The organism is Allobosea sp. TWI1241, assembly GCF_039673065.1.
Lineage (GTDB): Bacteria > Pseudomonadota > Alphaproteobacteria > Rhizobiales > Beijerinckiaceae > Allobosea.
In genome coordinates, this window is sequence record NZ_JBDJKW010000002.1 from 289,020 (window position 1) to 310,526 (window position 21,507).

Here is a 21,507-nt window from a genome sequence, read left to right on the forward strand (position 1 = left end):
CGGGAGGCCGCTTTCCCCGCGGATTGACGACATGACCACATCACTCGCTCCCGACGCGTTCGGGCGCCGGCTCGCCTGCGGGCTGCTCGGCTTTCCCCTGACCGATTTCGACGCCGCCGGGGAGCTCGCCGGCCAGGCCTTCGGCGACCGCGTGCAATGGATGGCGGGGCAGGGCGCGGCGGCGCTCTTCGCCGCCGGCGGAGCGGGCGAGTTCTTCTCGCTCACCCGCGACGAATACCGCGCCGTCATGGAGATCGCGGTGGCGGCCTGCGCCGGCACCGTGCCGCTGCTCGGCGCGGCCGGCGGCCCGACGCGCGACGCCATCGCCCATGCCGGGATCGCCGAGAAGGCCGGCGCGGACGGCATCCTGCTGCTGCCGCCCTATCTCGCCGAGGCCTCGCAGGCCGGGCTGTTCGCGCACGTCTCGGAGATCTGCCGCAGCACCAGCCTCGGCGTCGTCCTCTACGGCCGCGCCAATGGCCGCGTCTCACCCGAGACGCTGCGTCGGCTGGCCGATGCCTGCCCGAATCTCGTCGCCTACAAGGACGGGGTCGGGGCGACGGAGGATCTCTGGGGGATGCGCAGCGCGCTCGCGGACCGGCTCGCCTTCCTGAACGGCATGCCGACCGCCGAGGTCTACGCGCCGGCCTATCACGCCATGGGCGTGCCGACCTATTCCTCGGCCGTCTACAATTTCGCGCCGGGCGCGGCGATGCGCTTTTTCCACGCCGTGCAGGGCCGCGACCTCGCCACCGTCGACGCGATGATGCGCGCCTTTTTCATCCCCTACGGTCGGCTGCGGGCGCGCCAGAAGGGCTATGCGGTCAGCATCGTCAAGGCGGGCGTCGCCATCGCCGGGCGCGACGCCGGCAAGGTACGCCCGCCACTGTCGGATCTGACGTCCGAGGAGATGGCCGAACTGGGCGTGTTGCTGGAGGCGCTGTCGGCGTTCGAGGGCGACGGTCATGGCTGACCGGAACGATGTCGTTCGGATCGTCACCGCTTCCTCGAGCGCTCAGGCCATGGAGGATTGCCGCGGGCAGGTGCTGATCTCCGGCTCCTATGGCGGCGACTACAACGCTTGGCACGCCGCCAAATGGGGGCTGCGCGGCGTGGTGCTCAACGATGCCGGTATCGGCAAGGACAGGGCGGGCGTGCGCGGGCTCGACTATCTCGACCGGATCGGCCTGCCGGCCGCGACCGCCGACGGCTGGACCTGCCATATCGCCGATGGCGACCACATGCTCGCCCACGGCTTCGTCAGCCATGTCAACGCGGCAGCGCGGGCGCTCGGCTGCGCCGTCGGCCAGAGCGTGCGGGCCTGCGCCGAGGCGATGCGGCGGGGCGAGCCCGTGGTGGCGGAGCTACCGGAGATCGCAGGCGGCAAGCGCTTCGTCCTGCACGATATGCCCGGCGAGCCGCGGGTGATCTGCCTCGACGCCGCGCCGATGCTCGAACCCGGCGATGCCGGTGCGATCGCCATCACCGGCTCGCATGCGGCACTGTTTCGCGGGCAGCCCGACGATGTGGTGAAGCCGGATGTCCATGCGATCGTCTTCAGCGATGGCGGAGTCGGGCTCGACGGGGCAGGGGTGCGCCGCCTGCCGGAGCTCGACAAGCGCGGCATCCCGGCCGGGGCGGCCGCCGCGATGAGCGCGCCCATCGGCGATTCCCGCGCCATCCATGCCGATGGCGTGTTCTCGCATGTCAACGCCACCGCGGCGGCGCTGGGGGCGCATCCGGGCCAGCGCGTCGCGGATTTCGTGGCGCTGCTGCTGGCGCGGGCGCGGGGCAGCCGGGTGCCATGAGGGCGGCTGACGCGCTCTCGATCGCCGACCTGCACACGCTGGCGAAGCGGCGCCTGCCGCGCATCCTGTTCGACTGCATCGAGTCGGGCACGGAAGACGAGACGGCGCTGGCGCTGAACGAGGCGAGCTTCGGCCATTACCGGCTGATGCCGCGCCATCTCGTCGATGTGCGCCGGCGCGATGCGGGGCTGACGCTGTTCGGCCGGCGCTATGCGCAACCCTTTGGCATCGGCCCGACCGGCTTCGCCGGGCTGTTCCGTGTCGATGCGGATGCGATTCTGGCGCGGTCGGCCCTGACGGCCGATATCCCCTTCGTGCTCTCGGGTGCCAGCGTCGCCCGGCCGGAGGCCGTGGCGGCCGTCGCGCCGGCGCATCTCTGGTATCATCTCTACGCCGCGCGCGATCCGGCGATCTCGGCCGACATCATGCGCCGCGTTTCCGGTGCCGGCGTCGAGGTGCTGGTGCTCACCGTCGACAATCCGGTGCCGGCCAAGCGCGAGCGCGACATTCGCAACGGCTTCGCGCTGCCCCTGCGGTTGAAGCCGTCGATCCTGCTCGAGGCGCTGACTCATCCGGGCTGGGTAATCGACTATCTGCGCAGCGGCGGGCTTCCGGGCATGGGCAGCTGGGCGGACTATGCCCCGCCGGGCGCTGGACCTGCCGAAATCGGCCAGTTCTTCCGCTCGCACAGCCCCTCGATCCAGGACTGGGACGATCTCGCTCGCATGCGCGCGCAATGGCGCGGCCGGCTCGTGCTCAAGGGCATCCAGAACCCGGACGATGCCCGCCGGGCTCTGGCGCTCGGCGTCGACGGGATCATCGTCTCCAACCATGGCGGCAAGGCCTACGACATGCTGCCGCTGCCGCTGTTCTCGCTGCCGGCGGTCAAGGCCGCGGTCGGCGGGCGGATCCCGGTCATGCTCGACGGCGGCATCCGGCGCGGCTCCGACATCCTGGTGGCGTGCGCGCTCGGCGCCGATTTCGTCTTCGTCGGCCGGGCCACGCTCTATGGCGTCGTCGCCGGCGGGCAGGCGGGCGCCGACGGGGCCGTCGCGATCCTCGCCGACGAGGTCGATCGGGGGCTGGCGATGATCGGCTGCCCCGCCGTTGCGGATCTCGATGCGCGCTGGCTCACCCAAACCCATCCGGGCAGCGCTGCGACGCTGCCGCCCTTCGACGCGGAGACCGTCCGATGACCAGCCAAGACGAACCCGGCCGGCTCCCGCAGGCACGGGTCGAGGCGGTTCTGGCCGCCGGTGCCGAGGCGGCGCGCGAGCACAGGGCCGCGGTGACGCTGGCGGTCGTCGACGATGGCGGCCATCTGCTCGGCCTCGTGCGGATGGATGGCGTGCATACGGCGACCGTCGAGGTCGCGATCGCCAAGGCGCGCAGCGCCGCCGCCTTCCGCCGGCCGATCAAGCTGTTCGCCGACCAGCTCGCGGCCGGCAATCTCGCTCTGCTCGCCATTCCCAGCTGCGTCCCGTTGCAGGGCGGCGTGCCGATCCGGCCGGATGGGCGGATCGTCGGGGCCGTGGGGGTCAGCGGTGCGGCGCCCGAGGTCGACGAGGCGGTGGCGCACGCGATGGTGCGCCATGCCGCCAGCCTCGATCTCGCCGCGCTGTCCTGAGCGGCCGTCAGCAGGGAGGATCACCGATGCCGTTCATGGTCGTCGCCGACGATGCCGCCGGGGTCGGCGAATTGCGGGCGCGCCTGCGCCCCGCGCATCTGGACTATCTCGACGCCAATCTCGATAGGCTGATCGGCGCAGGCGCCCGGCTCAGCGATGACGGTCTGACGCCGCTCGGCAGCCTCTATCTGCTCGCCACCGACAATCGGGCCGAGGCCGAGGCCTTCGTCGCGAACGACCCTTACGCCAAGGCGGGCGTGTTCGGGCGGATCGAGGCGACCCGCTGGCGCCGCGGCGTGCTCGACCACAAGAGCTTCCTGTCGCGGGGCTGACGTCCGAACGGCGGCCCAGCCCCCCCCGCGTTCGGGGAGGGCTAGGCTGATTGTCGAAACCTGTTCGAAAACAGGGCGATCGCGCGCCTTGTTCGTGCGTCGAATCCGCTTTCTAGCGGCCCTGCCACTGCGGCGGGCGCTTGGCGAGGAAAGCCTCCATACCCTCGCGGAAATCGGCGCTGGTGTAGCACATCTCGACCAGATCATCGCCCTCGACGCCCTCGGCCGCGGCGGCCGCGAGGCGGCGCAGCGCCTCCTTGGTGGCGCGCAGCGTCAGCGGCGCGTGGCCGCCGATGGTGACGGCGAGCTCCGTCACGCGAGCCATCAGCGCCGCGTGGTCCTCGACCAGCTCGTTGTAGAGGCCCATGCCGAGGCCTTCCTCCGCCTCGACGAGGCGGGCGGTGAAGACGATGTCCTTGACCCGCGCCGGGCCGAGCAGGTTCACCATGCGGGCGTAGTTGACCATGGACAGGCAGTTGCCGAGCGTGCGGGCGATCGGGAAGCCGAAGCGCGCCGAGCGCGTCGCGACCCGCAGGTCGCAGGCGCAGGCGATCGCCGCGCCGCCGCCGGTGACGGCGCCCGAGATGGCGGCGATGGTCGGCACCGGGCAACGCTCGATGGTCGTGATGACGCGCTCGATCCGGTTCTCGTAGGCGAGGGCGTCCTCGCCGGTCTCGAAGCTGCGGAACTGCGCGATGTCGGTGCCGGCGGCGAAGGCCTTGTCGCCGGCTCCGGTGACGATAAGGACGCGCGCGCCGCCATGCGCCTGCGGATCGCCGCATATTTCGGCCAGCCGCTCATACATCGCGAAGGTCATCGCGTTGCGGGCCTGCGGCCGGTTCAGCGTGATGGTGCCGATCCCGTCGGCGACGCTGTAGAGAATGTCCTCGGTCATCGCGCAGCCTTCCTCAGATCGCGCCTTCGGAGCGCAGGCGCTCGACGGCATCGGCATCATAGCCGAGCTCGGCGAGAAGTTCGTCGTTGTGCTCGCCGGCATCCGGGCTCGGCGAGACGATGCCATAGGGCGTGCGCGACAGGGTGACGGGCTCGCCGACAACGCGGAAGTCGCCGATCGCCGGATGGCTCACCGGCTGTGCGATGCCGAGATGCTGGACCTGCGGATCCTCGAACATGGCGTCGACCGTGTAGATCGGCCCGGCCGGTACGCCGGCCTCGGCGAAGACCGCGATCCAGTGGGCGCTATCCTGCGTGGTCAGCACCTCCTCGATGATGACGCGCAGTTCGGGGCGGGCGGTGTAGCGCTTGTCGACGAAGTCGAAGCGCGGATCGCTCGCGAGTTCGGGCCGGCCGATGACCTCGCAGAAGATCTTCCAGTGGCCCTCGGCGCCGACGCCGATGTTGATGTGGCCGTCGCGCGTGGCGTAGACGCCCATCGGCGTGGCGTAGGGATGGTCGTTGCCGGCCTGCGGCGGCACCTTGCCCTCGACGAGATAGCGCGCGGCCTGGAAGTCCATCATCGCGATCTGGGCCTCGAGCAGCGAGGTCTGCACCCACTGGCCCTTGCCGGAGACGGCGCGCTCCTGCAGCGCGACCAGCGCGCCGATCGCGCCATAGAGGCCGGCGGCGGAATCGGCGACGGCGATGCCGGCGCGCACCGGCCCCTGGCCGGGCAGGCCGGTGACCGACATCATCCCGCCCATGCCCTGGGCGATCTGGTCGAAGCCGGCGCGCAGGCGGTAGGGGCCGCTCTGGCCGAAGCCGGAGATCGAGACCAGGATCAGCCGCGGATTGAGCGCGTGCAGCGTCTCGAAATCGAGGCCGAGGCGTTCCTTCACGTCCGGGCGGAAGTTCTCGATCAGCAGGTCGGCCGACTTGATCATCTCGCGCAGGATGGCCTGCGCCGCCGGCTTCTTCAGGTTCAGCGTCAGCGAGCGCTTGTTGCGGTGCAGGTTCTGCATGTCGTAGCCATGCCGCGGCCCGCTCATGTTCTCGTTGGGATCGACGCCCGGGGGGCTTTCGATCTTGATCACGTCGGCGCCGAAATCGGCGAAGACCCGGGCGCAGGTCGGGCCGGCGCGGACGCGGGTCAGGTCGAGGACGCGGAGGGATTCGAGGGCAGGCGAGGGCGTCGGGCGAGGCATGGCGATCCGATCTGGCAGGTCGGCGCGACTATTCCGATATCGGCTCGCAGCGTCAACGCATGGCCGCCCGGCGCGGGGCCGGGCGGTGGCTGCGTGAGGTATCAGGTGAGGGCGCCGCGCGCCGCGACGGGCCAGACCGCCTCGACATGCGCGTCCGGGCCCGACAGGCCGCGCACGCAGACATACCAGTCGTGCAGGTTGACGGTGGGGTCGCAATGGCCGGGCACCAGCAGCACGGTGTCGCCGCGATGCGGCACGGCGATCGGGTCGCCGGTCAGCACGCCGTGCTCGTCCGAGGGCTTGGTGTAGATCAGCCCGCTGCGGCCATAGGGCACCGGCATGCCCGAATCGACCGCCGCGGCCTTGTGGCCGGCATCGACGATGGCGCGGTCGGGCACCGGCTTGCTCATCACCCCCGCGAGCACGAACAGCGCATGCTCGAAGCTGTCGAAGGTCGTGCCGTCGGCCTTGCGGTTGCGGGCATAGTCGGCGTCCATGAAGATATAGGAGCCGCATTGCAGCTCGTTCCAGACGCCGGAGCGCCCTTCCAGCTCGAAGGTGCCGGTGCCGGCGCCGCTGACGATCTCGCAGGGCAGGCCGGCATTGGAGAGCCGCTCCACCGCATTGCGGGTCGAGAGCATGGCGCGCTCGATCGCCTCCTGACGCTCGTCGATGGAGCGCATGTGCTGGGCGGCGCCGTGATAGGCCTGAACCCCGCGGAACTGTAGCGAATTATGGCGCGCGACCGCTTCCGCCAGCCGCACGGCGGCCTCGCCCGGCGCGACGCCGCAGCGGCGGCCGCCGATGTCGAGTTCCACCAGCACGTCGAGCACGACGCCTTCGCGCTGCGCCGCCTCGGCCGCCTCGCGCACGCCGTCGACATGGTCGACGCACAGCCCGATCCGCGCATCGCGCGCCAGCCGAGCGAGACGGTCGAGCTTGGAAGCGCCGATCACCTCGTTGGTGACCAGCACGTCGGTGATGCCGCCGGCAACCAGCACCTCCGCCTCGGAGACTTTCTGGCAGCATTGCCCGACGGCGCCATGCGCGATCTGGCGCAGCGCGATCTCGGGAGATTTGTGGGTCTTGGCGTGGGGGCGGAGCCGCATCCCGGCGGCTTCCGCGAAGGCCGCCATGGCGACGAGATTACGCTCGAAGGCGTCGAGGTCGAGAATCAGGGCGGGCGTGTCGATCTCGGCGAAGGACTGTCCGGGCTTGGCCGGAGGAGACATCGGCATGAACTCTCGGGGCTTGAGAAGAGACGGGACTGAATCGATCGCGGCTATCGGACGTCAGCTTCGTGGCTTCAGCAAGACCGGCTGTGGCATGTCGCTGTGCATCATGGTAGGCCGCCCGCCATGAAGATCGGCCGCGTCACCGACGATACCCTCGCGCTCTTCGCCCGCGTCTGGCGCGAGCGCATGGGCGCCTACCTGCCGCAGATCGCGATGATCCTCGGCCTCGTCGTGGTCATCGCGGCGATGACGAGCCTCTATCCGCTCCTGATCAAGGCCGCCTTCGACGCCTTCGCCGACCCGCTGACCACGGAGGCAACGGGATTCGTCCGCCGCGCCGAGCGCCTCGTCTCCAAGTCGATCGGCATCGAGATCGGCGTGGTCAACGCGGTTGCCGTGGTGGTGGTCGTGGTCACCGCGATCAAAGGCTTCTCGCTGCTCGCGCAGACGGTGATGACCAACAGCGTGGTCAGCCGCATCGAGGCCGACATGCAGAGCGCGCTCTACGCGCATCTGATCGACGCCGACCTCGCCCAGCTCCAGCGCGAGAACCCGGCCTCGCTGACGCAGCGCTTCACCACCGACTTCACCTTCGTGAAGGAGGCGCTGACCCGCATCATCAACATCGCGGTGCGCGACGTGCTGACCGCGATCGCGCTCGTCGGCGCCATGTTCTGGATCGACTGGCAGATGACGCTGGCGGTGCTGCTGGTGGCGCCCATCGTCGCCAGCCCGATCGGGCGGATCGGCAAGAAGCTGCGCCGCATGGCGACCTCGCAGCAGGAGCAGACCGGGCTGATGGCCGGCATGGTCACCGAGAGCCTGCAGGGTGCCCGCGTCGCCAAGACCGACCTGCTTGAGCCCTATCTGAAGCGCCGCGCCGCCGAGGCGTTCGAGCGCATCCGGGCGATCAAGATGAAGGCGGCCAATGCGCGCGGGAGGCTCGATCCGCTGCTCGAGGTCGGCGGCGGACTCGCGGTCGCAGGCGTACTGGCCGCGATCGGCGTGCGCATCACCTCCGGTAGTTCCACGGTCGGCGATTTCACCGGCTATGTCTCGGCGCTGCTGCTCGCCGCCCAGCCGATGCGTTCGCTCGGCAACCTCAACGCGATCGTCCAGGAGGCGGGCGCCTCGCTGAAGCGCTATTACGCGCTGATCGACGAGCAGCCGCGGATCACCGCGCGCCCGGGCGCGGGCGAACTCGCCGTGCGGGCAGGGGAGGTCGCCTTCCACGGCCTGCACTTCCGCTATCGCGAAGATGCGCGCGGCCTCGAGGGCATCGACCTCGTCGCGGCCGGCGGCAAGACCACGGCGCTGGTCGGGCGCTCGGGTTCCGGCAAATCGACGCTGCTCGCGCTGGTGCCGCGGCTCTACGATCCCGTCTCCGGCCGGGTCGAGATCGACGGGCAGGACATTCGCGACGTGACGCCCGCCAGCCTGCGCAGCCAGATCGGCGTCGTCAGCCAGGATGTCGTGCTGTTCGACGACAGCATCCGCGCCAATATCGCCTTCGGCCGGCCGGGCGCCAGCGACGCGGAGATCGTCGCCGCCGCCAGGGCCGCCGCCGCGCACGACTTCATCACCGCCATGCCGGACGGCTATGACAGCCGCGTCGGCGAGCGCGGCTCGCGGCTTTCGGGCGGCGAGCGCCAGCGCATCGCCATCGCGCGCGCCATCCTCAAGGACGCGCCCATCCTGCTGCTCGACGAGGCGACCAGCGCGCTCGACACCCATTCCGAGCGGCTGGTGCAGCAGGCCCTGGCCGAGCTGATGAAGGGCCGCACCACGCTGGTCATCGCCCATCGCCTTTCGACGGTGCGCGAGGCGGACCGGATCGTGGTGCTCGACGAGGGGCGCATCGTCGAGAGCGGCGACCATGACGGACTTCTCGCCCAGAACGGCGCCTATGCCCGGCTCTACCGGCTGCAGTTCGCCGAGAGCTGACCGGGCGGGCGAGAGGCAATCCGACGGGGAGGGGGCCTTCCCGTCATCGTCCTGACAGAAATTGCCATGATCGGGTGGCATTGACCCGGCCCGACCGCGACAGAAGAGCTTTTCCGTGACGACTTCCGATACCGCCACGCCCGCGCGCCTCGCGACGCGGCGCGAGTGGCTGGGCCTGATCGCCATCGCCGTGCCCTGCATGATCTACTCGATGGATCTGACGGTGCTGAACCTCGCGCTGCCGACGCTAACGCGTGAATTGCGGCCGTCTGCGGGCCAGTTGCTCTGGATCGTCGACATCTACGGCTTCATGGTCGCGGGATTCCTGATCACCATGGGCACGCTGGGAGACCGGATCGGCCGGCGTCGGCTGCTGCTGATCGGTGCGGCCGCCTTCGGGCTGGCCTCGATCGTCGCGGCGTTCTCCGACAGCGCCGAGATGCTGATCGTGATGCGCGCGCTGCTCGGCGTCGCCGGGGCGACGCTCGCCCCCTCGACCCTGTCGCTGATCACCGTGATGTTCGAGGACGAGACCGAGCGGACCTTCGCCATCTCGATGTGGATCGCCAGCTTCTCGGCTGGCGCCGTGATCGGCCCGGTCGTGGGCGGCGTGCTGATCGAGTATTTCTGGTGGGGCTCGGTGTTCCTGGTCGCGGTGCCGCCCATGCTGCTGCTGATGGCGATCGGGCCGCTTTTGCTGCCGGAATACAAGGCGCCAAGGGCAGGGCGGATCGACCTGCCGAGCGCCCTGCTCTCGCTGGCGGCGATCCTGCCGGCGGTCTACGGCATCAAGCACTGGGCCGAGCATGGCGTCTCGCTGGCCGGCGCGGCCTTCGTGCTGGTCGGCGCCGGTTTCGCCTTCATCTTCATTCGCAGGCAGAAGACCCTCGCCGATCCCATGGTGGATCTTGCGCTTTTCCGGATTTCGGCTTTCCGCGCCGCGCTGGCGATCAACCTGACCGGCATCATGGTGATGTTCGGCAGCTTCGTCTTCCTGGCGCAGTATTTCCAGCTCGTGGCCGGCCTGTCGCCGATCGAGGCCGGCCTGTGGTCGCTGCCGTCGGCGCTGGCCTTCACGCTGGCGTCCTTCGCGGTGACGCCGCTGGCGACCCGGATGAAGCCGTCGCGGCTGATGAGCGCCGGCATGGTGGTCTCGGCGCTCGGCTTCGTCTGGCTGGCGCTGGCGCCGAGCCTGGTCCAGATCGTCGCGGCCTCGATCGTCTTCTCGGTCGGCTTCACGCCGGTGATCGCGCTGACCACCGGCATCGTTGTCGGCTCGGCGCCGCCGGAGCGGACCGGCGTGGCCTCGGCCTTATCGGAGACCAGCGCCGAGCTCGGCGGCGCGCTCGGCATCGCTGTGCTGGGCAGCCTGGGCACGGCGCTGTACCGGGCGCGGATGAGCGATGTTGCGGTCTCGGGACTCGACCCGGCCGTGCTTGAGCCGGCGCGCGCCACGCTGGGCGGCGCTCTGGCGGCGGCCGAGCGCCTGACGCCGGAGCAGTCGGCGCCGCTGCTGGCCGCGGCCCGCGACGCCTTCATGACCGGCTTCCACGCCGTAGCCGCCGTGGCGATCGCCGGCATGGTGGTCTGCATCGTGATCGCGCTGACGGTGCTGCGCGACGCGAAGGCGTCCGGCGGGCATTGAGGCGGCGCCGTCGGGCACTGGCGCTCGTCTGGCGGTAACGGCGAGCCCCGGTGGGCGGGCGACGGCGCCGGCGCCGGGAGGACGCCGCTGACCGCAGACTCAGTTCGACGGACAGCCAGCCTCGGCCGAGGACGCCCGCGGCCCTGCGGTTCCGGGCATCAAAATAAGTTCCATAATATGTCTTATGCGAATCCGATCCGTGGCGAAGCGGTGCCGTTTTCGCGCTCGCCTCCTCGGTGCGGGACCGGCTGTTCCGGCCCCGCCGGGCGATCGCCTCAGACGACGATCACCAGCGCGTTGACGAGCGGCTTCTTGCCCCATTCCTCGTTGACGGCCGAGCGCAGGCCGCGCTCCAGCGCGCTGCGCACGGCCTCCGGGTCGCGGCGCTTGCCCTTGGGCAGACCCTCGATCAGATCCTCGACCGCGTCGGCCACGATGTCGTCGAAGGACGTGCCGTCCTTCGCGGCCAGCGGCAGGCCGACCAGCGCGACCTCGGGATCGCCGGCCAGCTCGCCGCGTTCGTCCATCGCCACCGCGACCGAGATGATCCCGGCGAAGGACAGCTTGCGGCGCTCGGGAATCGAGCGGTCCGCCGCGCCGACCAGCAGCGCGCCGTCCTGGTAGAGCCGGCCGTGCTGGACCTCGGAGATCTTGCGGGCGCCGTCCTGCGAGATGCCGATCACGTCGCCGTTGCCGGCACGCAGGACCGTCTTGACGCCGAGCTCGCGGGCGAAGCGCGCATGCTCGGCCAGATGCAGGTCCTCGCCATGCGCGGGGATCGCGACGCGCGGCTTGAGCCAGCCATAGAGCTTGGCCATCTCCTCGCGACGCGGATGGCCCGAGACGTGGACCAACTGCGTGCGGTCGGTGACGATTTCGATATTGTCGCGCGCCAGCCGGTTGAGGATGGTGGCGACCGCCTTCTCGTTGCCGGGAATGGTGCGCGACGAGAAGATCACCCGGTCGCCGGGCGCCAGCGCGATCTCGGGATGATCGTCGGCGGCGATGCGCGACAGAGCAGCGCGCGGCTCGCCCTGGCTGCCGGTCAACAGCGCCACGACCTTGTCGCGCGGCAGGTAGCCATAGGCGTCGACCGGGCGGAAGGCCGGGATGCCGTCGAGATAGCCGCACTCGCGGGCGACGTCGATGACGCGGTCCATGGCGCGGCCGACCACCACGACCTCGCGCTCGGCCGCCATGGCGGCTTCGGCCACGGCGCGCAGCCGGGCGACGTTCGAGGCGAAGGTGGTGACGGCGACGCGGTTCGGGGCCGAGGCCACCAGCTCCTTCAGCTTGGCCGCGACGTCGGCCTCGCTCGGGCTGACGCCGTCGCGCATGACATTGGTCGAGTCGCAGATCAGGGCGAGCACGCCCTCCTCGCCGAGCGCGCGCATCCGCGCCTCGTCGGTCGGCAGGCCGACCTGGGGAGTCGGGTCGATCTTCCAGTCGCCGGTGTGGACGACGAGGCCGGCGGCGGTGCGGATCGCCAGTGCGTTGGATTCGGGAATCGAATGGGCGACCGGGACGAACTCGATGTCGAACGGGCCGATGGTGACGCGGCCGCCCTGCTCGACGATCTTCATCTCGACCTTCGGCGCCCCCGGCTCGGAGAGCCGCCGCGTCGCCAGCAGGCCTGCCGCGAAGCGCGTGCACCAGACCGGCACGCCGAGCGAGGTCCAGAGCGCCGCGAGCGCGCCGATATGGTCCTCATGGGCGTGGGTGATGACGATGCCGAGCAGGTTGGCACGGTCCTCGATGATGTAGTGCAGGTCGGGCAGCACGATGTCGACGCCGGGCACGTCCGGGCCGGCGAAGGAGAGCCCGCAATCGACCAGGATCCATTTCCGCCTGCCCTCCGGCCCGAAGCCGTAGAGCGCGGCGTTCATGCCGATCTCTCCGAGCCCCCCGAGCGGGACGAAGACGAGCTGGTCGCTGGAACGGGTCACGGGCAATCCTGACGTGGTGCTGAAGGCGGTAACGGACGGTTCGGGGCAGGCCTAGCATGCCCGCCGCCTCGCCTCCAGAGCGGCGGCGGCAGGGCCGGGCGGCGCCCGTCACCCGGGCGGCGGTGCCGCACCGAAGAACAGGTCGCCGGCGTCGATCAGCCGGAGGCCCTCCCCGGTCTCGAGCTCGAGCCGGCCACCGGCGTCGATGCCGCGGAAACGGCCGACCAGCGGTCCCTGCGGCAAGCGCAATGTGATCTCCTGCCCCAGCCAGGCGGCGCGGGCGAGCCAGGCCTCGCGGACCGGGCCGAAGCCGCCCGGCAGCTGCCAGCCGGCGAAGCGCTTCGCCCAGGAATCGGCCAGGGCGGCGAGGACCCGCTCGACGCTCGCCGCGGGCGCATGGGCGCGCAGATGGGTGACCGGGTAGGGCGTGTCCGACGGATGAGAGGCGATGTTGACGCCCATGCCGAGGATGACCGAAAGCCGCCCTGCCCGGCTCTCGCCCTCCAGCAGCAGGCCCGAGACCTTGGCGCCGTCGATGAGCAGATCGTTCGGCCATTTCAGCGCCAGCGACGGCGCGTTCAGCCCGGTCACCGCCGCGACGGCGTCGTGCAGGGCGAGGCCGGCGACGAAGCCGAGCTGTGGCGCGACGGCCGGTTCGCAGGGGGCGACGAGCAGGAGGCTGGCGTAGAGATTGCCGGGGGGCGAGCCCCACTGCCGGCCATGGCGTCCGCGGCCGGCGTTCTGGCTGCGGGCGACGATCCAGAGGCGGCCCGGATCGCCCTCCCCGAGCGCGCGGCGGGCCTCCTCCATGGTGGAGGCGACCTCGTCGCGCATGGTGACGCGGTAGCCCGCGGCCCGCGCGGCCTCGCCGAGCATGGCGGCGGCCTTCAGGTCAGAACAGCGACTTGGCGGCGGCCTGGGCGGCGTTGAACAGCGGGGCAGGCATCAAGGACAGCACCAGCACGAACAGCGCCGAGACCAGCAGCACGGCGCGCACGCCCGGCGCCCCGGTGTCGAAGGCCGGCTTGGCATCGTCGAAATAGATCACCTTCACGACGCGCAGATAGTAGTAGGCGCCGACAACGCTGGTGACCACGCCGACGATGGCGAGCACGTAGAGCTTGGCCTCGATCGCGGCCGAGAAGACGTAGAACTTCGCCCAGAACCCGGCGAGCGGCGGGATGCCGGCCAGCGAGAACATCATCATGGACAGCGCGAAGGCCATCCAGGGATTGGTGCGCGAGAGGCCGGCCAGCTCGGAGAGGTTCTCCACCGGCTTGCCGTCGCGGTTCATCATCAGCACGCAGGCGAAGCCGCCCAGCGTCGTGGCGAGATAGATCGCCATATAGGTGATAACGCCCTGGACGCCGGCTTCGGTGCCGGCGGCGAGGCCGACCAGCGCGAAGCCCATATTGGCGATCGAGGAATAGGCCAGCAGGCGCTTGATGTTGGTCTGGCCGATCGCGGCGAAGGCACCGAGCGCCATCGAGGCGATCGAGACGAAGATGATGATCTGCTGCCACTCGTGCAGCGCGCCCGGGAAGGCGCCGATGAAGATGCGCACCGTCATCGCCATGGCGGCCATCTTCGGCGCCGAGGCGAAGAAGGCGGCGACCGGCGTCGGGGCGCCCTCGTAGACGTCAGGCGTCCACATGTGGAACGGCACGGCCGAGATCTTAAAGGCGACGCCGGCGGCGATGAAGACGATGCCGAATATCAGCCCGAGGCCGCCATGGCCGGCCCGCACGGCCTCGGCGATGCCGGCATAGCCGACGGTGCCGGTGAAGCCGTAGATCAGCGAGGCGCCGTAGAGCAGCATGCCGGACGACAGCGCGCCGAGCACGAAATACTTGAGGCCGGCCTCGCTGGAGCGGGTGTTGTCACGGTCGAAGGCCGCGACGACGTAGAGCGCCAGCGACTGCAGCTCGAGGCCGACATAGAGCCCGATCAGGTCGTTGGCCGAGATCATCATCATCATGCCGATCGTCGCGAGCACGATCAGGATGGGATACTCGAAGCGCATCGCGCCTTCGCGGCGCATGAAGTCGGCCGAGAGCACCACCGCCGCGGCGGCGCCAAGCAGCGTCAGCACCTTCATGAAGCGTGCGAAGCCGTCGGCGACGAAGGCGCCGTTGAAGGTGACCACCCTGCCCTCGCCGCGCAGCACCAGCACGAGCGCCAGCGCCAGCAGCGCGATGGCGGCCGCCTCGAGCGTGCGGGTGGCGCTCTCGCCGCGGATCGCGCCGTAGAGCACCATGGCGATGGCGCCGAGCGCCAGGGCGAGTTCCGGAAGCGCGGGGCCGAGTGCGGGCAAGGTCATTGCGGGCAGCCTTACTGTGCAACCAGCATCGCCGTCTTCGCGGCGGTGATGGCGGCCTGATAGTTCTTGATGAGGGCTTCGGTCGGCGCCGCGAAGGCGTCGAGGATCGTGCCGGGGGCGATGCCGTACCAGATCGTCAGGATGACGAGCGGGGCCAGGATCACGATCTCGCGGCCGTTGAGGTCCTGGATCGTCTTGAGTTCGGGACGCACCAGCTCGCCGAACACGACGCGGCGATAGAGCCACAGCGCGTAGCCGGCCGAGAGGATCACGCCGCTGGTCGCGATCAGCGACACCCACGGATTGGCGCGGAAGGCGCCCATCAGCGTCAGGAACTCGCCGACGAAGCCGGCGGTGCCGGGCAGGCCGACATTGGCCATGGTGAAGACCATGAAGGCGACCGCGTACATCGGCATGCGGTTCACCAGACCGCCATAGGCGGCGATCTCGCGCGTGTGCATCCGATCGTAGACCACGCCGACGCAGAGGAAGAGAGCGCTGGCGACCAGGCCGTGGCTGACCATCTGGAACATGGCGCCCTGGATGCCCTGCGGCGTCAGGGTGAACAGGCCCATGGTCACGAAGCCCATATGGGCGACCGACGAGTAGGCGATCAGCTTCTTGATGTCCTCCTGCATCAGCGCCACCAGCGAGGTGTAGACGATGGCGATGACCGAGAGGGCGAAGACCATCGGCGCGAACATCGCCGAGGCGTCGGGGAACATCGGGATCGAGAAGCGGATGAAGCCGTAGCCGCCCATCTTCAGCAGGATGCCGGCGAGGATGACGGAGCCGGCGGTCGGCGCCTCGACGTGGGCGTCCGGCAGCCAGGTATGGACCGGCCACATCGGCATCTTCACCGCGAAGGAGGCGAAGAAGGCGAGCCAGAGCCAGGTCTGCATGCCGGCCGGGAACTTGTGGGTCAGCAGCGTCGGGATGTCGGTGGTGCCGGCGTGCCAGTACATGGCCATCAGCGCCAGGAGCATCAGCACAGAGCCGAGCAGCGTATAGAGGAAGAACTTGTAGGAGGCGTAGACGCGCCGCTTGCCGCCCCAGATGCCGATGATCAGGAACATCGGGATCAGGCCGGCCTCGAAGAACACGTAGAACAGCACGAGGTCGAGCGCGACGAAGACGCCGATCATCAGCGTCTCGAGGATCAGGAACGCGACCATGTACTCGCGCACCCGCTTCTCGACCGAGGTCCAGGACGCCAGGATGCAGAACGGCATCAGGAAGGCGGTCAGGACCACGAACGGGAAGGAGAACCCGTCGACGCCGAGCTTGAAGCGGATCGCCTCCGAGACCCAGCCATGGGTCTCGACCATCTGGAAGCCGGGATTGGCGGGGTCGAACCGGCCCCAGGCCACCAGCGAGAGGATGAAGGTCGCGACCGTCGCCGCCAGGGCCGCCCAGCGGGCGTTGGCGTTGACCGAGGCCTCGTCGCCGCGCTGCGCCAGGATGAAGGCGGCGCCGACCAGCGGCAGGACCAGGAGACCGGTGAGGATACCGAAGCCGAACATCATCTCACCCGCGCAGGAGATACCAGGTCACCAGGCCGGCGACGCCGATCAGCATCGCGAAGGCGTAGTGATAGACATAGCCGGTCTGCAGACGCACGACCCGGTTGGTCACGTCGACGACGCGGGCCGAGACCCCGTCCGGCCCGAAGCCGTCGATGACGAGCCCGTCGCCCTTCTTCCAGAGGAAGCGCCCGAGCCACTTCGCCGGCCGCACGAACAGGAAGTCGTAGAGCTCGTCGAAGTACCACTTGTTGAGCAGGAAGCGGTACAGGGCCGGATTGGCGGCGGCGAGCTTGCCGGGGACGTCCGGGCGCAGCAGGTACATGTACAGCGCCAGCAGGAAGCCGATCACCATCGCCACGAAGGGCGACCAGACGACCCATTTCGGCACCTCGTGCATGGCGTGCAGGATTTGGTTGTCCTTGCCGGTGAAGAGCGCGCCCTTCCAGAAGCCCTCATAGCCGTGGCCGATGAACGCCTCCTTGAAGGCGAAGCCGGCGGCGATCGCGCCGATCGACAGCACGATCAGCGGCACCAGCATGACGAGCGGGCTCTCATGCGGGGTGTGGTCGTGATGGCCGTGGCCATGGTCGTCGTGATGGGCGTGGTCGTCATGCCCGTGAGCGGCATGGGCATGAGCGTCGTGACCATGGGCATCGTGGCCGTGTGCGTCATGACCGTGACCGGTCCAGCGCGGCTTGCCCTCGAAGGTCATGAAGTAGAGGCGCCACGAATAGAACGAGGTGAAGCAGGCGGCGACGACCAGCAGCACGAAGGCGTAGTCGGTAGAGAAGCCGGCCTTGGCGGCGAAGGCGCTCTCGATGATCGCGTCCTTGGAGAAGTAGCCGGCGAAGAACGGGAAGCCGGTCAGCGCCAGCGTGCCGATCGTCATCGCGGCCGCGGTCAGCGGGATGTGCTTGCGCAGCCCGCCCATGTTCCGCATGTCCTGCTCATGGTGCATCGCATGGATGACCGAGCCGGCACCCAAGAACAGCAGCGCCTTGAAGAAGGCGTGGGTGAACAGGTGGAACACGCCGGCCGAGTAGGCGCCGACGCCGAGCGCGACGAACATGTAGCCGAGCTGCGAGCAGGTCGAATAGGCGATGACGCGCTTGATGTCGTTCTGCACGAGGCCGACGGTCGCGGCGAAGAAGGCCGTGGTCGCGCCGATCACCACCACGACGGTCAGCGCCACTGGGGCGTATTCGAAGATGGGCGACAGGCGCGCCACCATGAAGACGCCGGCGGTGACCATGGTCGCAGCGTGGATCAGGGCGGAGACCGGGGTCGGGCCTTCCATCGCGTCCGGCAGCCAGGTGTGCAGCAGGAACTGCGCCGACTTGCCCATGGCGCCCATGAACAGCAGCAGGCAGGCCAGCGTCAGCGCGTTCCACTCATGGCCGACGAAGCGGAAGGTCTGCGAGGTCATCTCGCCGACGCGCGGGAAGATGCCGTCGAAGGTCACCGCGCCGAACAGCACGAAGAGCAGGAAGATGCCGAGCAGGAAGCCGAAATCGCCGACGCGGTTGACGATGAAGGCCTTCATCGCCGCGGCGTTGGCCGAGGGCTTCTGGTACCAGAAGCCGATCAGCAGGTAGGAGGCGAGACCGACGCCCTCCCAGCCGAAGAACATCTGCACCAGGTTGTCTGCCGTCACCAGCATCAGCATGGCGAAGGTGAAGAGCGACAGATAGGCGAAGAAGCGCGGGCGGTGCGGATCCTCGTGCATGTACCCGATCGAGTACAGGTGCACGAGCGCCGAGACGGTGTTGACTACCACCAGCATGACCGCGGTGAGCGTGTCGATGCGGAAGGCCCAGTCGACGCGCAGGTCGGCCGAGGCCAGCCAGGTGGCGATCTGGATGCGGGTGGTGCCCGCGCCGAAGCCGACCTGGGCGAAGGCGACCCAGGACAGGGCCGCCGACACCATCAGCAGCGAGGTGGTGACGATCTCGGAGGCGCGGGCCCCGATCAGCCGGCCGAAGCAGCCGGCGATCAGGAAACCGGCGAGAGGGAGGAAGACGATCGCGTGATACATGGCGAATTACGGGCGCGGTGGCGCGCTCAGCCTTTCATCATGTTGATGTCTTCCACCGCGATCGTGCCGCGGTTGCGGAAGTAGACGACGAGAATGGCGAGGCCGATGGCCGCCTCGGCGGCGGCGACGGTCAGCACCAGCAGCGCGAACACCTGGCCGACGATGTCGTTCAGGAAGCTCGAGAACGCCACGAAGTTGATGTTCACAGCGAGCAGGATCAGCTCGACCGACATCAGGATGACGATGACGTTCTTGCGGTTGATGAAGATGCCGAGCACGCCCAGCGTGAACAGGATCGCGGCGACCGCGAGATAGTGTCCGAGCCCGATCATCACGCCATCTCCTCGGGAACGCCGGTATGCGACGGCACCTGCTTGACCTCCATCGCAGCGTCCTTGGTGCGGGCGTTCTGCGTAGGGACATGCTGGCGCTTGATGCCGGGCCGATCGCGCAGGGTCAGCACGATCGCGCCGATCATCGCGACGAGCAGCACGAGGCCGGCCGCCTGGAAGTAGTAGATATACGTCGTGTAGAGCACGTGGCCGAGCGCGGCGGTGTTGGTCATGTCGCTCGGGATGGCGGCGACGGGCGCGCTGACGATCTTGGGGTCGATCGTCCAGGTGCCGACGACCAGCAGCAGCTCGACCGCGAAGATCAGCCCGATGAGCGCGCCCACCGGCAGATATTGCAGGAAGCCCTGGCGCAACTCGGCGAAGTCGACGTCGAGCATCATCACGACGAAGAGGAACAGCACCGCGACCGCGCCGACATAGACCACGACCAGCAGCATCGCCAGGAATTCGGCCCCCAGCAGCAGGAACAGGCCCGCCGCGTTGAAGAAGCCGAGGATCAGGAACAGGACCGAATGGACCGGATTGCGCGAGCACACGACCATCACCGCCGAGGCGATGAGGATTCCCGAGAACAGATAGAAGAAAGCCGCTGCGGCATTCATCTTTGCCAGCCTTTCCACCCTTGCGGGCGGTCCTCGTTGCAGTCGCGCCGGATGGGAACCCGGTGCAGTTTGGAGCGTCTATAGTCAGCGTCGACCGAGGGGACAATCATGCCCCCTCGCCTTCCGCCGTCATTCCGCGCCTCGTCCACCGCGGCGGTGGAAAGGCTCTGGACGGACCCTTGCGGGCGGCACCGGTGCGGACCGGTCCCGCCGCCCTCCCCTCAGCGGTAGGGCGCGTCCATCGCGATGTTGCGGGCGATCTCGCGTTCCCAGCGGGCGCCGTTCTCGAGCAGCTTCTCCTTGTCGTAGAAGAGCTCCTCGCGCGTCTCGGTGGCGAACTCGAAGTTCGGCCCCTCGACGATGGCGTCGACCGGGCAGGCCTCCTGGCAGAAGCCGCAATAGATGCACTTCGTCATGTCGATGTCGTAGCGCGTCGTGCGGCGGGTGCCGTCGTTGCGGCGCGGGCCGGCCTCGATCGTGATCGCCTGCGCCGGGCAGATGGCCTCGCACAGCTTGCAGGCGATGCAGCGTTCCTCGCCGTTCGGATAGCGACGCAGCGCGTGCTCCCCGCGGAATCGCGGCGACAGAACGCCCTTCTCGAAGGGGTAGTTCAGCGTCGCCTTCGGCTTGAAGAAATAGCGCATCGACAGGACGAACGCGCCGACGAACTCCTTCAGGAGCAGTCCCTTTGCGGCTTGCGCGAGTGACATCGCCTCGATCTTCCCTTCAGTCCCTTGGCCTGCCCCGGTCACGCCGGTGCCTGCCGATCCTAGCCGAACAGCGCTCGGCCGAGCCCATATCCCAGGATCGGCGTACCGCCGACCAGCAGCACCAGCATGATCGCCCGGAAGAGGCGGATGCGGCGCTCGTAATCGTCCTTCTCGGCCTGCGTCGTCGAACGGTCCGTCCGCTGCAGGGCCTTCGTCACGGCACCCGTGACGATCTTGTATTGCACCAGGCCGACGATCGCGCCGAGGACGGCGCCGATCGGTCCGGCCTGGTCCGCCATCAGCGCACCGGCCCCCAGCCGGTGATCTGCAGCACGGCCGCCACGATCACCACCGAGGCGAGCGACAGCGGCAGGAACACCTTCCAGCCCAGCCGCATCAGCTGGTCGTAGCGGTAGCGCGGCACGAAGGCCTTCACCATCGCGAACATGAAGAACACGAAGCAGACCTTGAGCGCGAACCAGATCACGCCCGGCACCCAGGTGAACGGCGCCACCGGGATCGGCGGCAGCCAGCCCCCCAGGAACAGGATCGTGGTCATCGAGCACATGGTCATGATCGCCACGTACTCGCCGAGCATGAACAGCAGGTACGGGGTCGAGGCGTATTCGACCATGAAGCCGGCGACGAGCTCGGATTCCGCTTCCGGCAGGTCGAAGGGCGGGCGGTTCGTCTCGGCCAGGGCCGAGATGAAGAACACCACGAACATCGGGAACAGCGGCAGCCAGTACCAGCCGAGCATGCCGAGCTTCGAGTTCTGCGCCTCGACGATGGCCGAGAGGTTCAGCGAACCGACGCAGAGCAGCACGCAGACGATGACGAAGCCGATCGAGACCTCGTAGGACACCATCTGCGCGGCCGAGCGCAGCGCGCCCATGAAGGGGTACTTCGAGTTCGAGGCCCAGCCGCCCATCAGCACGCCGTAGATGCCGAGCGACGAGATCGCCAGGATGTAGAGCACGCCGACATTGATGTCGGCGATGGCCCAGCCATCCGCCACCGGGATCACCGCCCAGGCCGCCAGCGCCAGCACGCAGGTAACCAGCGGGGCAAGCAGGAAGATGCCCTTGTTGGCGCCCGCCGGGATGACCGGCTCCTTGAAGACGAACTTCAGCAGGTCGGCGAAGCTCTGGAACAGGCCGAAGGGGCCGACCACGTTCGGGCCGCGGCGCAGCTGCACCGCCGCCCAGACCTTGCGGTCGGCCAGCAGGATATAGGCGATGAAGACCAGCAGGCAGACCAGCAGGAGCAGGCTCTTGCCGGCGATGATCGCCAGATCGATGACGAGATCCCAGTTCATCGGG

The 21,507-nt window shown here is 69.0% G+C and carries 20 protein-coding genes; 7 read left to right on the plus strand and 13 right to left on the minus strand.

The window, feature by feature from the left end; genetic code table 11:
* The first annotated feature begins 31 nt into the window (after nucleotides 1–31).
* The 5 genes from ABE438_RS04375 to ABE438_RS04395 are packed head-to-tail and all read left to right on the plus strand — an operon-like array spanning nucleotide 32 to nucleotide 3,767.
* Nucleotides 32–973 carry a 5-dehydro-4-deoxyglucarate dehydratase gene (locus tag ABE438_RS04375; protein ID WP_346501313.1) on the plus strand — a complete coding sequence of 314 codons (942 nt, stop codon included), beginning with the start codon at nucleotides 32–34 and terminating at the stop codon, nucleotides 971–973.
* Nucleotides 966–1,808: a hypothetical protein gene (locus ABE438_RS04380; RefSeq protein WP_346501314.1), complete on the plus strand. Its 843-nt coding sequence runs from the start codon at nucleotides 966–968 to the stop codon at nucleotides 1,806–1,808. The genes ABE438_RS04375 and ABE438_RS04380 overlap by 8 nt, the downstream gene beginning before the upstream one ends.
* Nucleotides 1,805–3,004 carry an alpha-hydroxy acid oxidase gene (locus ABE438_RS04385; protein WP_346501315.1) on the plus strand — a complete coding sequence of 400 codons (1,200 nt, stop codon included), beginning with the start codon at nucleotides 1,805–1,807 and terminating at the stop codon, nucleotides 3,002–3,004. The genes ABE438_RS04380 and ABE438_RS04385 overlap by 4 nt, the downstream gene beginning before the upstream one ends.
* The gene (locus ABE438_RS04390; protein WP_346501316.1) at nucleotides 3,001–3,435 is read left to right on the plus strand and encodes a GlcG/HbpS family heme-binding protein; all 435 of its coding nucleotides are present in this window, start codon (nucleotides 3,001–3,003) and stop codon (nucleotides 3,433–3,435) included. The genes ABE438_RS04385 and ABE438_RS04390 overlap by 4 nt, the downstream gene beginning before the upstream one ends.
* Before the next feature lie 26 nt (nucleotides 3,436–3,461).
* Nucleotides 3,462–3,767, plus strand: coding sequence for a YciI family protein (locus tag ABE438_RS04395; RefSeq protein ID WP_346501317.1), 306 nt, complete (start codon nucleotides 3,462–3,464; stop codon nucleotides 3,765–3,767).
* A gap of 112 nt (nucleotides 3,768–3,879) precedes the next feature.
* Here the strand turns inward: ABE438_RS04395 and ABE438_RS04400 are convergent, their stop codons facing one another.
* The 3 genes from ABE438_RS04400 to ABE438_RS04410 form a co-directional block, all read right to left on the minus strand.
* The gene (locus ABE438_RS04400) at nucleotides 3,880–4,662 is read right to left on the minus strand and encodes an enoyl-CoA hydratase/isomerase family protein (protein ID WP_346501318.1); all 783 of its coding nucleotides are present in this window, start codon (nucleotides 4,660–4,662) and stop codon (nucleotides 3,880–3,882) included.
* Between the two features lie 13 nt (nucleotides 4,663–4,675).
* Nucleotides 4,676–5,869, minus strand: a complete 1,194-nt coding sequence (locus ABE438_RS04405) for a CaiB/BaiF CoA transferase family protein (protein ID WP_346501319.1) — start codon at nucleotides 5,867–5,869, stop codon at nucleotides 4,676–4,678.
* Between the two features lie 101 nt (nucleotides 5,870–5,970).
* A complete protein-coding gene (locus ABE438_RS04410; protein WP_465248549.1) occupies nucleotides 5,971–7,107 on the minus strand; it encodes a DSD1 family PLP-dependent enzyme in 1,137 nt (378 codons plus the stop codon).
* Nucleotides 7,108–7,227: 120 nt separating this feature from the next.
* Here ABE438_RS04410 and ABE438_RS04415 point away from each other — a divergent pair, with 120 nt between their 5' ends.
* Nucleotides 7,228–9,048, plus strand: a complete 1,821-nt coding sequence (locus tag ABE438_RS04415) for an ABC transporter ATP-binding protein (protein WP_346501320.1) — start codon at nucleotides 7,228–7,230, stop codon at nucleotides 9,046–9,048.
* Between the two features lie 79 nt (nucleotides 9,049–9,127).
* Nucleotides 9,128–10,693, plus strand: a complete 1,566-nt coding sequence (locus ABE438_RS04420; RefSeq protein ID WP_465248555.1) for an MFS transporter — start codon at nucleotides 9,128–9,130, stop codon at nucleotides 10,691–10,693.
* A gap of 275 nt (nucleotides 10,694–10,968) precedes the next feature.
* Here ABE438_RS04420 and ABE438_RS04425 read toward each other — a convergent pair whose 3' ends face one another.
* The 10 genes from ABE438_RS04425 to nuoH all read right to left on the minus strand — a co-directional run bounded on the left by ABE438_RS04425 (nucleotide 10,969) and on the right by nuoH (nucleotide 21,503).
* Nucleotides 10,969–12,639 carry a ribonuclease J gene (locus ABE438_RS04425; protein WP_346501322.1) on the minus strand — a complete coding sequence of 557 codons (1,671 nt, stop codon included), beginning with the start codon at nucleotides 12,637–12,639 and terminating at the stop codon, nucleotides 10,969–10,971.
* Between the two features lie 108 nt (nucleotides 12,640–12,747).
* Nucleotides 12,748–13,515: a biotin--[acetyl-CoA-carboxylase] ligase gene (locus ABE438_RS04430; RefSeq protein WP_346501323.1), complete on the minus strand. Its 768-nt coding sequence runs from the start codon at nucleotides 13,513–13,515 to the stop codon at nucleotides 12,748–12,750.
* Nucleotides 13,516–13,531: 16 nt separating this feature from the next.
* Nucleotides 13,532–14,959, minus strand: coding sequence for an NADH-quinone oxidoreductase subunit NuoN (gene nuoN / locus ABE438_RS04435; protein WP_346501324.1), 1,428 nt, complete (start codon nucleotides 14,957–14,959; stop codon nucleotides 13,532–13,534).
* A gap of 11 nt (nucleotides 14,960–14,970) precedes the next feature.
* Nucleotides 14,971–16,482, minus strand: coding sequence for an NADH-quinone oxidoreductase subunit M (locus tag ABE438_RS04440; protein ID WP_346501468.1), 1,512 nt, complete (start codon nucleotides 16,480–16,482; stop codon nucleotides 14,971–14,973).
* A gap of 4 nt (nucleotides 16,483–16,486) precedes the next feature.
* Nucleotides 16,487–18,520, minus strand: a complete 2,034-nt coding sequence (gene nuoL, locus ABE438_RS04445; RefSeq protein WP_346501325.1) for an NADH-quinone oxidoreductase subunit L — start codon at nucleotides 18,518–18,520, stop codon at nucleotides 16,487–16,489.
* A 26-nt stretch (nucleotides 18,521–18,546) separates the two neighbouring features.
* A complete protein-coding gene (gene nuoK / locus ABE438_RS04450) occupies nucleotides 18,547–18,855 on the minus strand; it encodes an NADH-quinone oxidoreductase subunit NuoK (protein WP_346501326.1) in 309 nt (102 codons plus the stop codon).
* Nucleotides 18,852–19,475: an NADH-quinone oxidoreductase subunit J gene (locus ABE438_RS04455; RefSeq protein ID WP_346501327.1), complete on the minus strand. Its 624-nt coding sequence runs from the start codon at nucleotides 19,473–19,475 to the stop codon at nucleotides 18,852–18,854. Before ABE438_RS04455 ends, nuoK begins: the two co-directional genes overlap by 4 nt.
* 221 nt (nucleotides 19,476–19,696) lie before the next feature.
* Complete coding sequence (gene nuoI, locus ABE438_RS04460; protein WP_346501328.1) at nucleotides 19,697–20,185, minus strand: NADH-quinone oxidoreductase subunit NuoI; 489 nt, start codon at nucleotides 20,183–20,185, stop codon at nucleotides 19,697–19,699.
* Nucleotides 20,186–20,244: 59 nt separating this feature from the next.
* A complete protein-coding gene (locus ABE438_RS04465) occupies nucleotides 20,245–20,484 on the minus strand; it encodes a hypothetical protein (RefSeq protein WP_346501329.1) in 240 nt (79 codons plus the stop codon).
* A complete protein-coding gene (gene nuoH, locus ABE438_RS04470; protein WP_346501330.1) occupies nucleotides 20,484–21,503 on the minus strand; it encodes an NADH-quinone oxidoreductase subunit NuoH in 1,020 nt (339 codons plus the stop codon). The genes ABE438_RS04465 and nuoH overlap by 1 nt, the downstream gene beginning before the upstream one ends.
* Nucleotides 21,504–21,507 lie beyond the last annotated feature (4 nt).

Bases quoted from the DNA above. Each gene is read 5' to 3' on its own strand.
- ABE438_RS04415 (WP_346501320.1), top strand. From the start codon at position 7,228: ATGAAGATCGGCCGCGTCACCGACGATACCCTCGCGCTCTTCGCCCGC.
- nuoH (WP_346501330.1), bottom strand. From the start codon at position 21,503: ATGAACTGGGATCTCGTCATCGATCTGGCGATCATCGCCGGCAAGAGC.
- ABE438_RS04380 (WP_346501314.1), top strand. From the start codon at position 966: ATGGCTGACCGGAACGATGTCGTTCGGATCGTCACCGCTTCCTCGAGC.
- ABE438_RS04385 (WP_346501315.1), top strand. From the start codon at position 1,805: ATGAGGGCGGCTGACGCGCTCTCGATCGCCGACCTGCACACGCTGGCG.
- nuoN (WP_346501324.1), bottom strand. From the start codon at position 14,959: ATGACCTTGCCCGCACTCGGCCCCGCGCTTCCGGAACTCGCCCTGGCG.
- ABE438_RS04430 (WP_346501323.1), bottom strand. From the start codon at position 13,515: ATGCTCGGCGAGGCCGCGCGGGCCGCGGGCTACCGCGTCACCATGCGC.
- ABE438_RS04400 (WP_346501318.1), bottom strand. From the start codon at position 4,662: ATGACCGAGGACATTCTCTACAGCGTCGCCGACGGGATCGGCACCATC.
- ABE438_RS04465 (WP_346501329.1), bottom strand. From the start codon at position 20,484: ATGGCGGACCAGGCCGGACCGATCGGCGCCGTCCTCGGCGCGATCGTC.
- ABE438_RS04410 (WP_465248549.1), bottom strand. From the start codon at position 7,107: ATGCCGATGTCTCCTCCGGCCAAGCCCGGACAGTCCTTCGCCGAGATC.
- nuoI (WP_346501328.1), bottom strand. From the start codon at position 20,185: ATGTCACTCGCGCAAGCCGCAAAGGGACTGCTCCTGAAGGAGTTCGTC.
- ABE438_RS04375 (WP_346501313.1), top strand. From the start codon at position 32: ATGACCACATCACTCGCTCCCGACGCGTTCGGGCGCCGGCTCGCCTGC.
- ABE438_RS04455 (WP_346501327.1), bottom strand. From the start codon at position 19,475: ATGAATGCCGCAGCGGCTTTCTTCTATCTGTTCTCGGGAATCCTCATC.
- nuoL (WP_346501325.1), bottom strand. From the start codon at position 18,520: ATGTATCACGCGATCGTCTTCCTCCCTCTCGCCGGTTTCCTGATCGCC.
- ABE438_RS04395 (WP_346501317.1), top strand. From the start codon at position 3,462: ATGCCGTTCATGGTCGTCGCCGACGATGCCGCCGGGGTCGGCGAATTG.
- ABE438_RS04405 (WP_346501319.1), bottom strand. From the start codon at position 5,869: ATGCCTCGCCCGACGCCCTCGCCTGCCCTCGAATCCCTCCGCGTCCTC.
- ABE438_RS04390 (WP_346501316.1), top strand. From the start codon at position 3,001: ATGACCAGCCAAGACGAACCCGGCCGGCTCCCGCAGGCACGGGTCGAG.
- ABE438_RS04440 (WP_346501468.1), bottom strand. From the start codon at position 16,482: ATGTTCGGCTTCGGTATCCTCACCGGTCTCCTGGTCCTGCCGCTGGTC.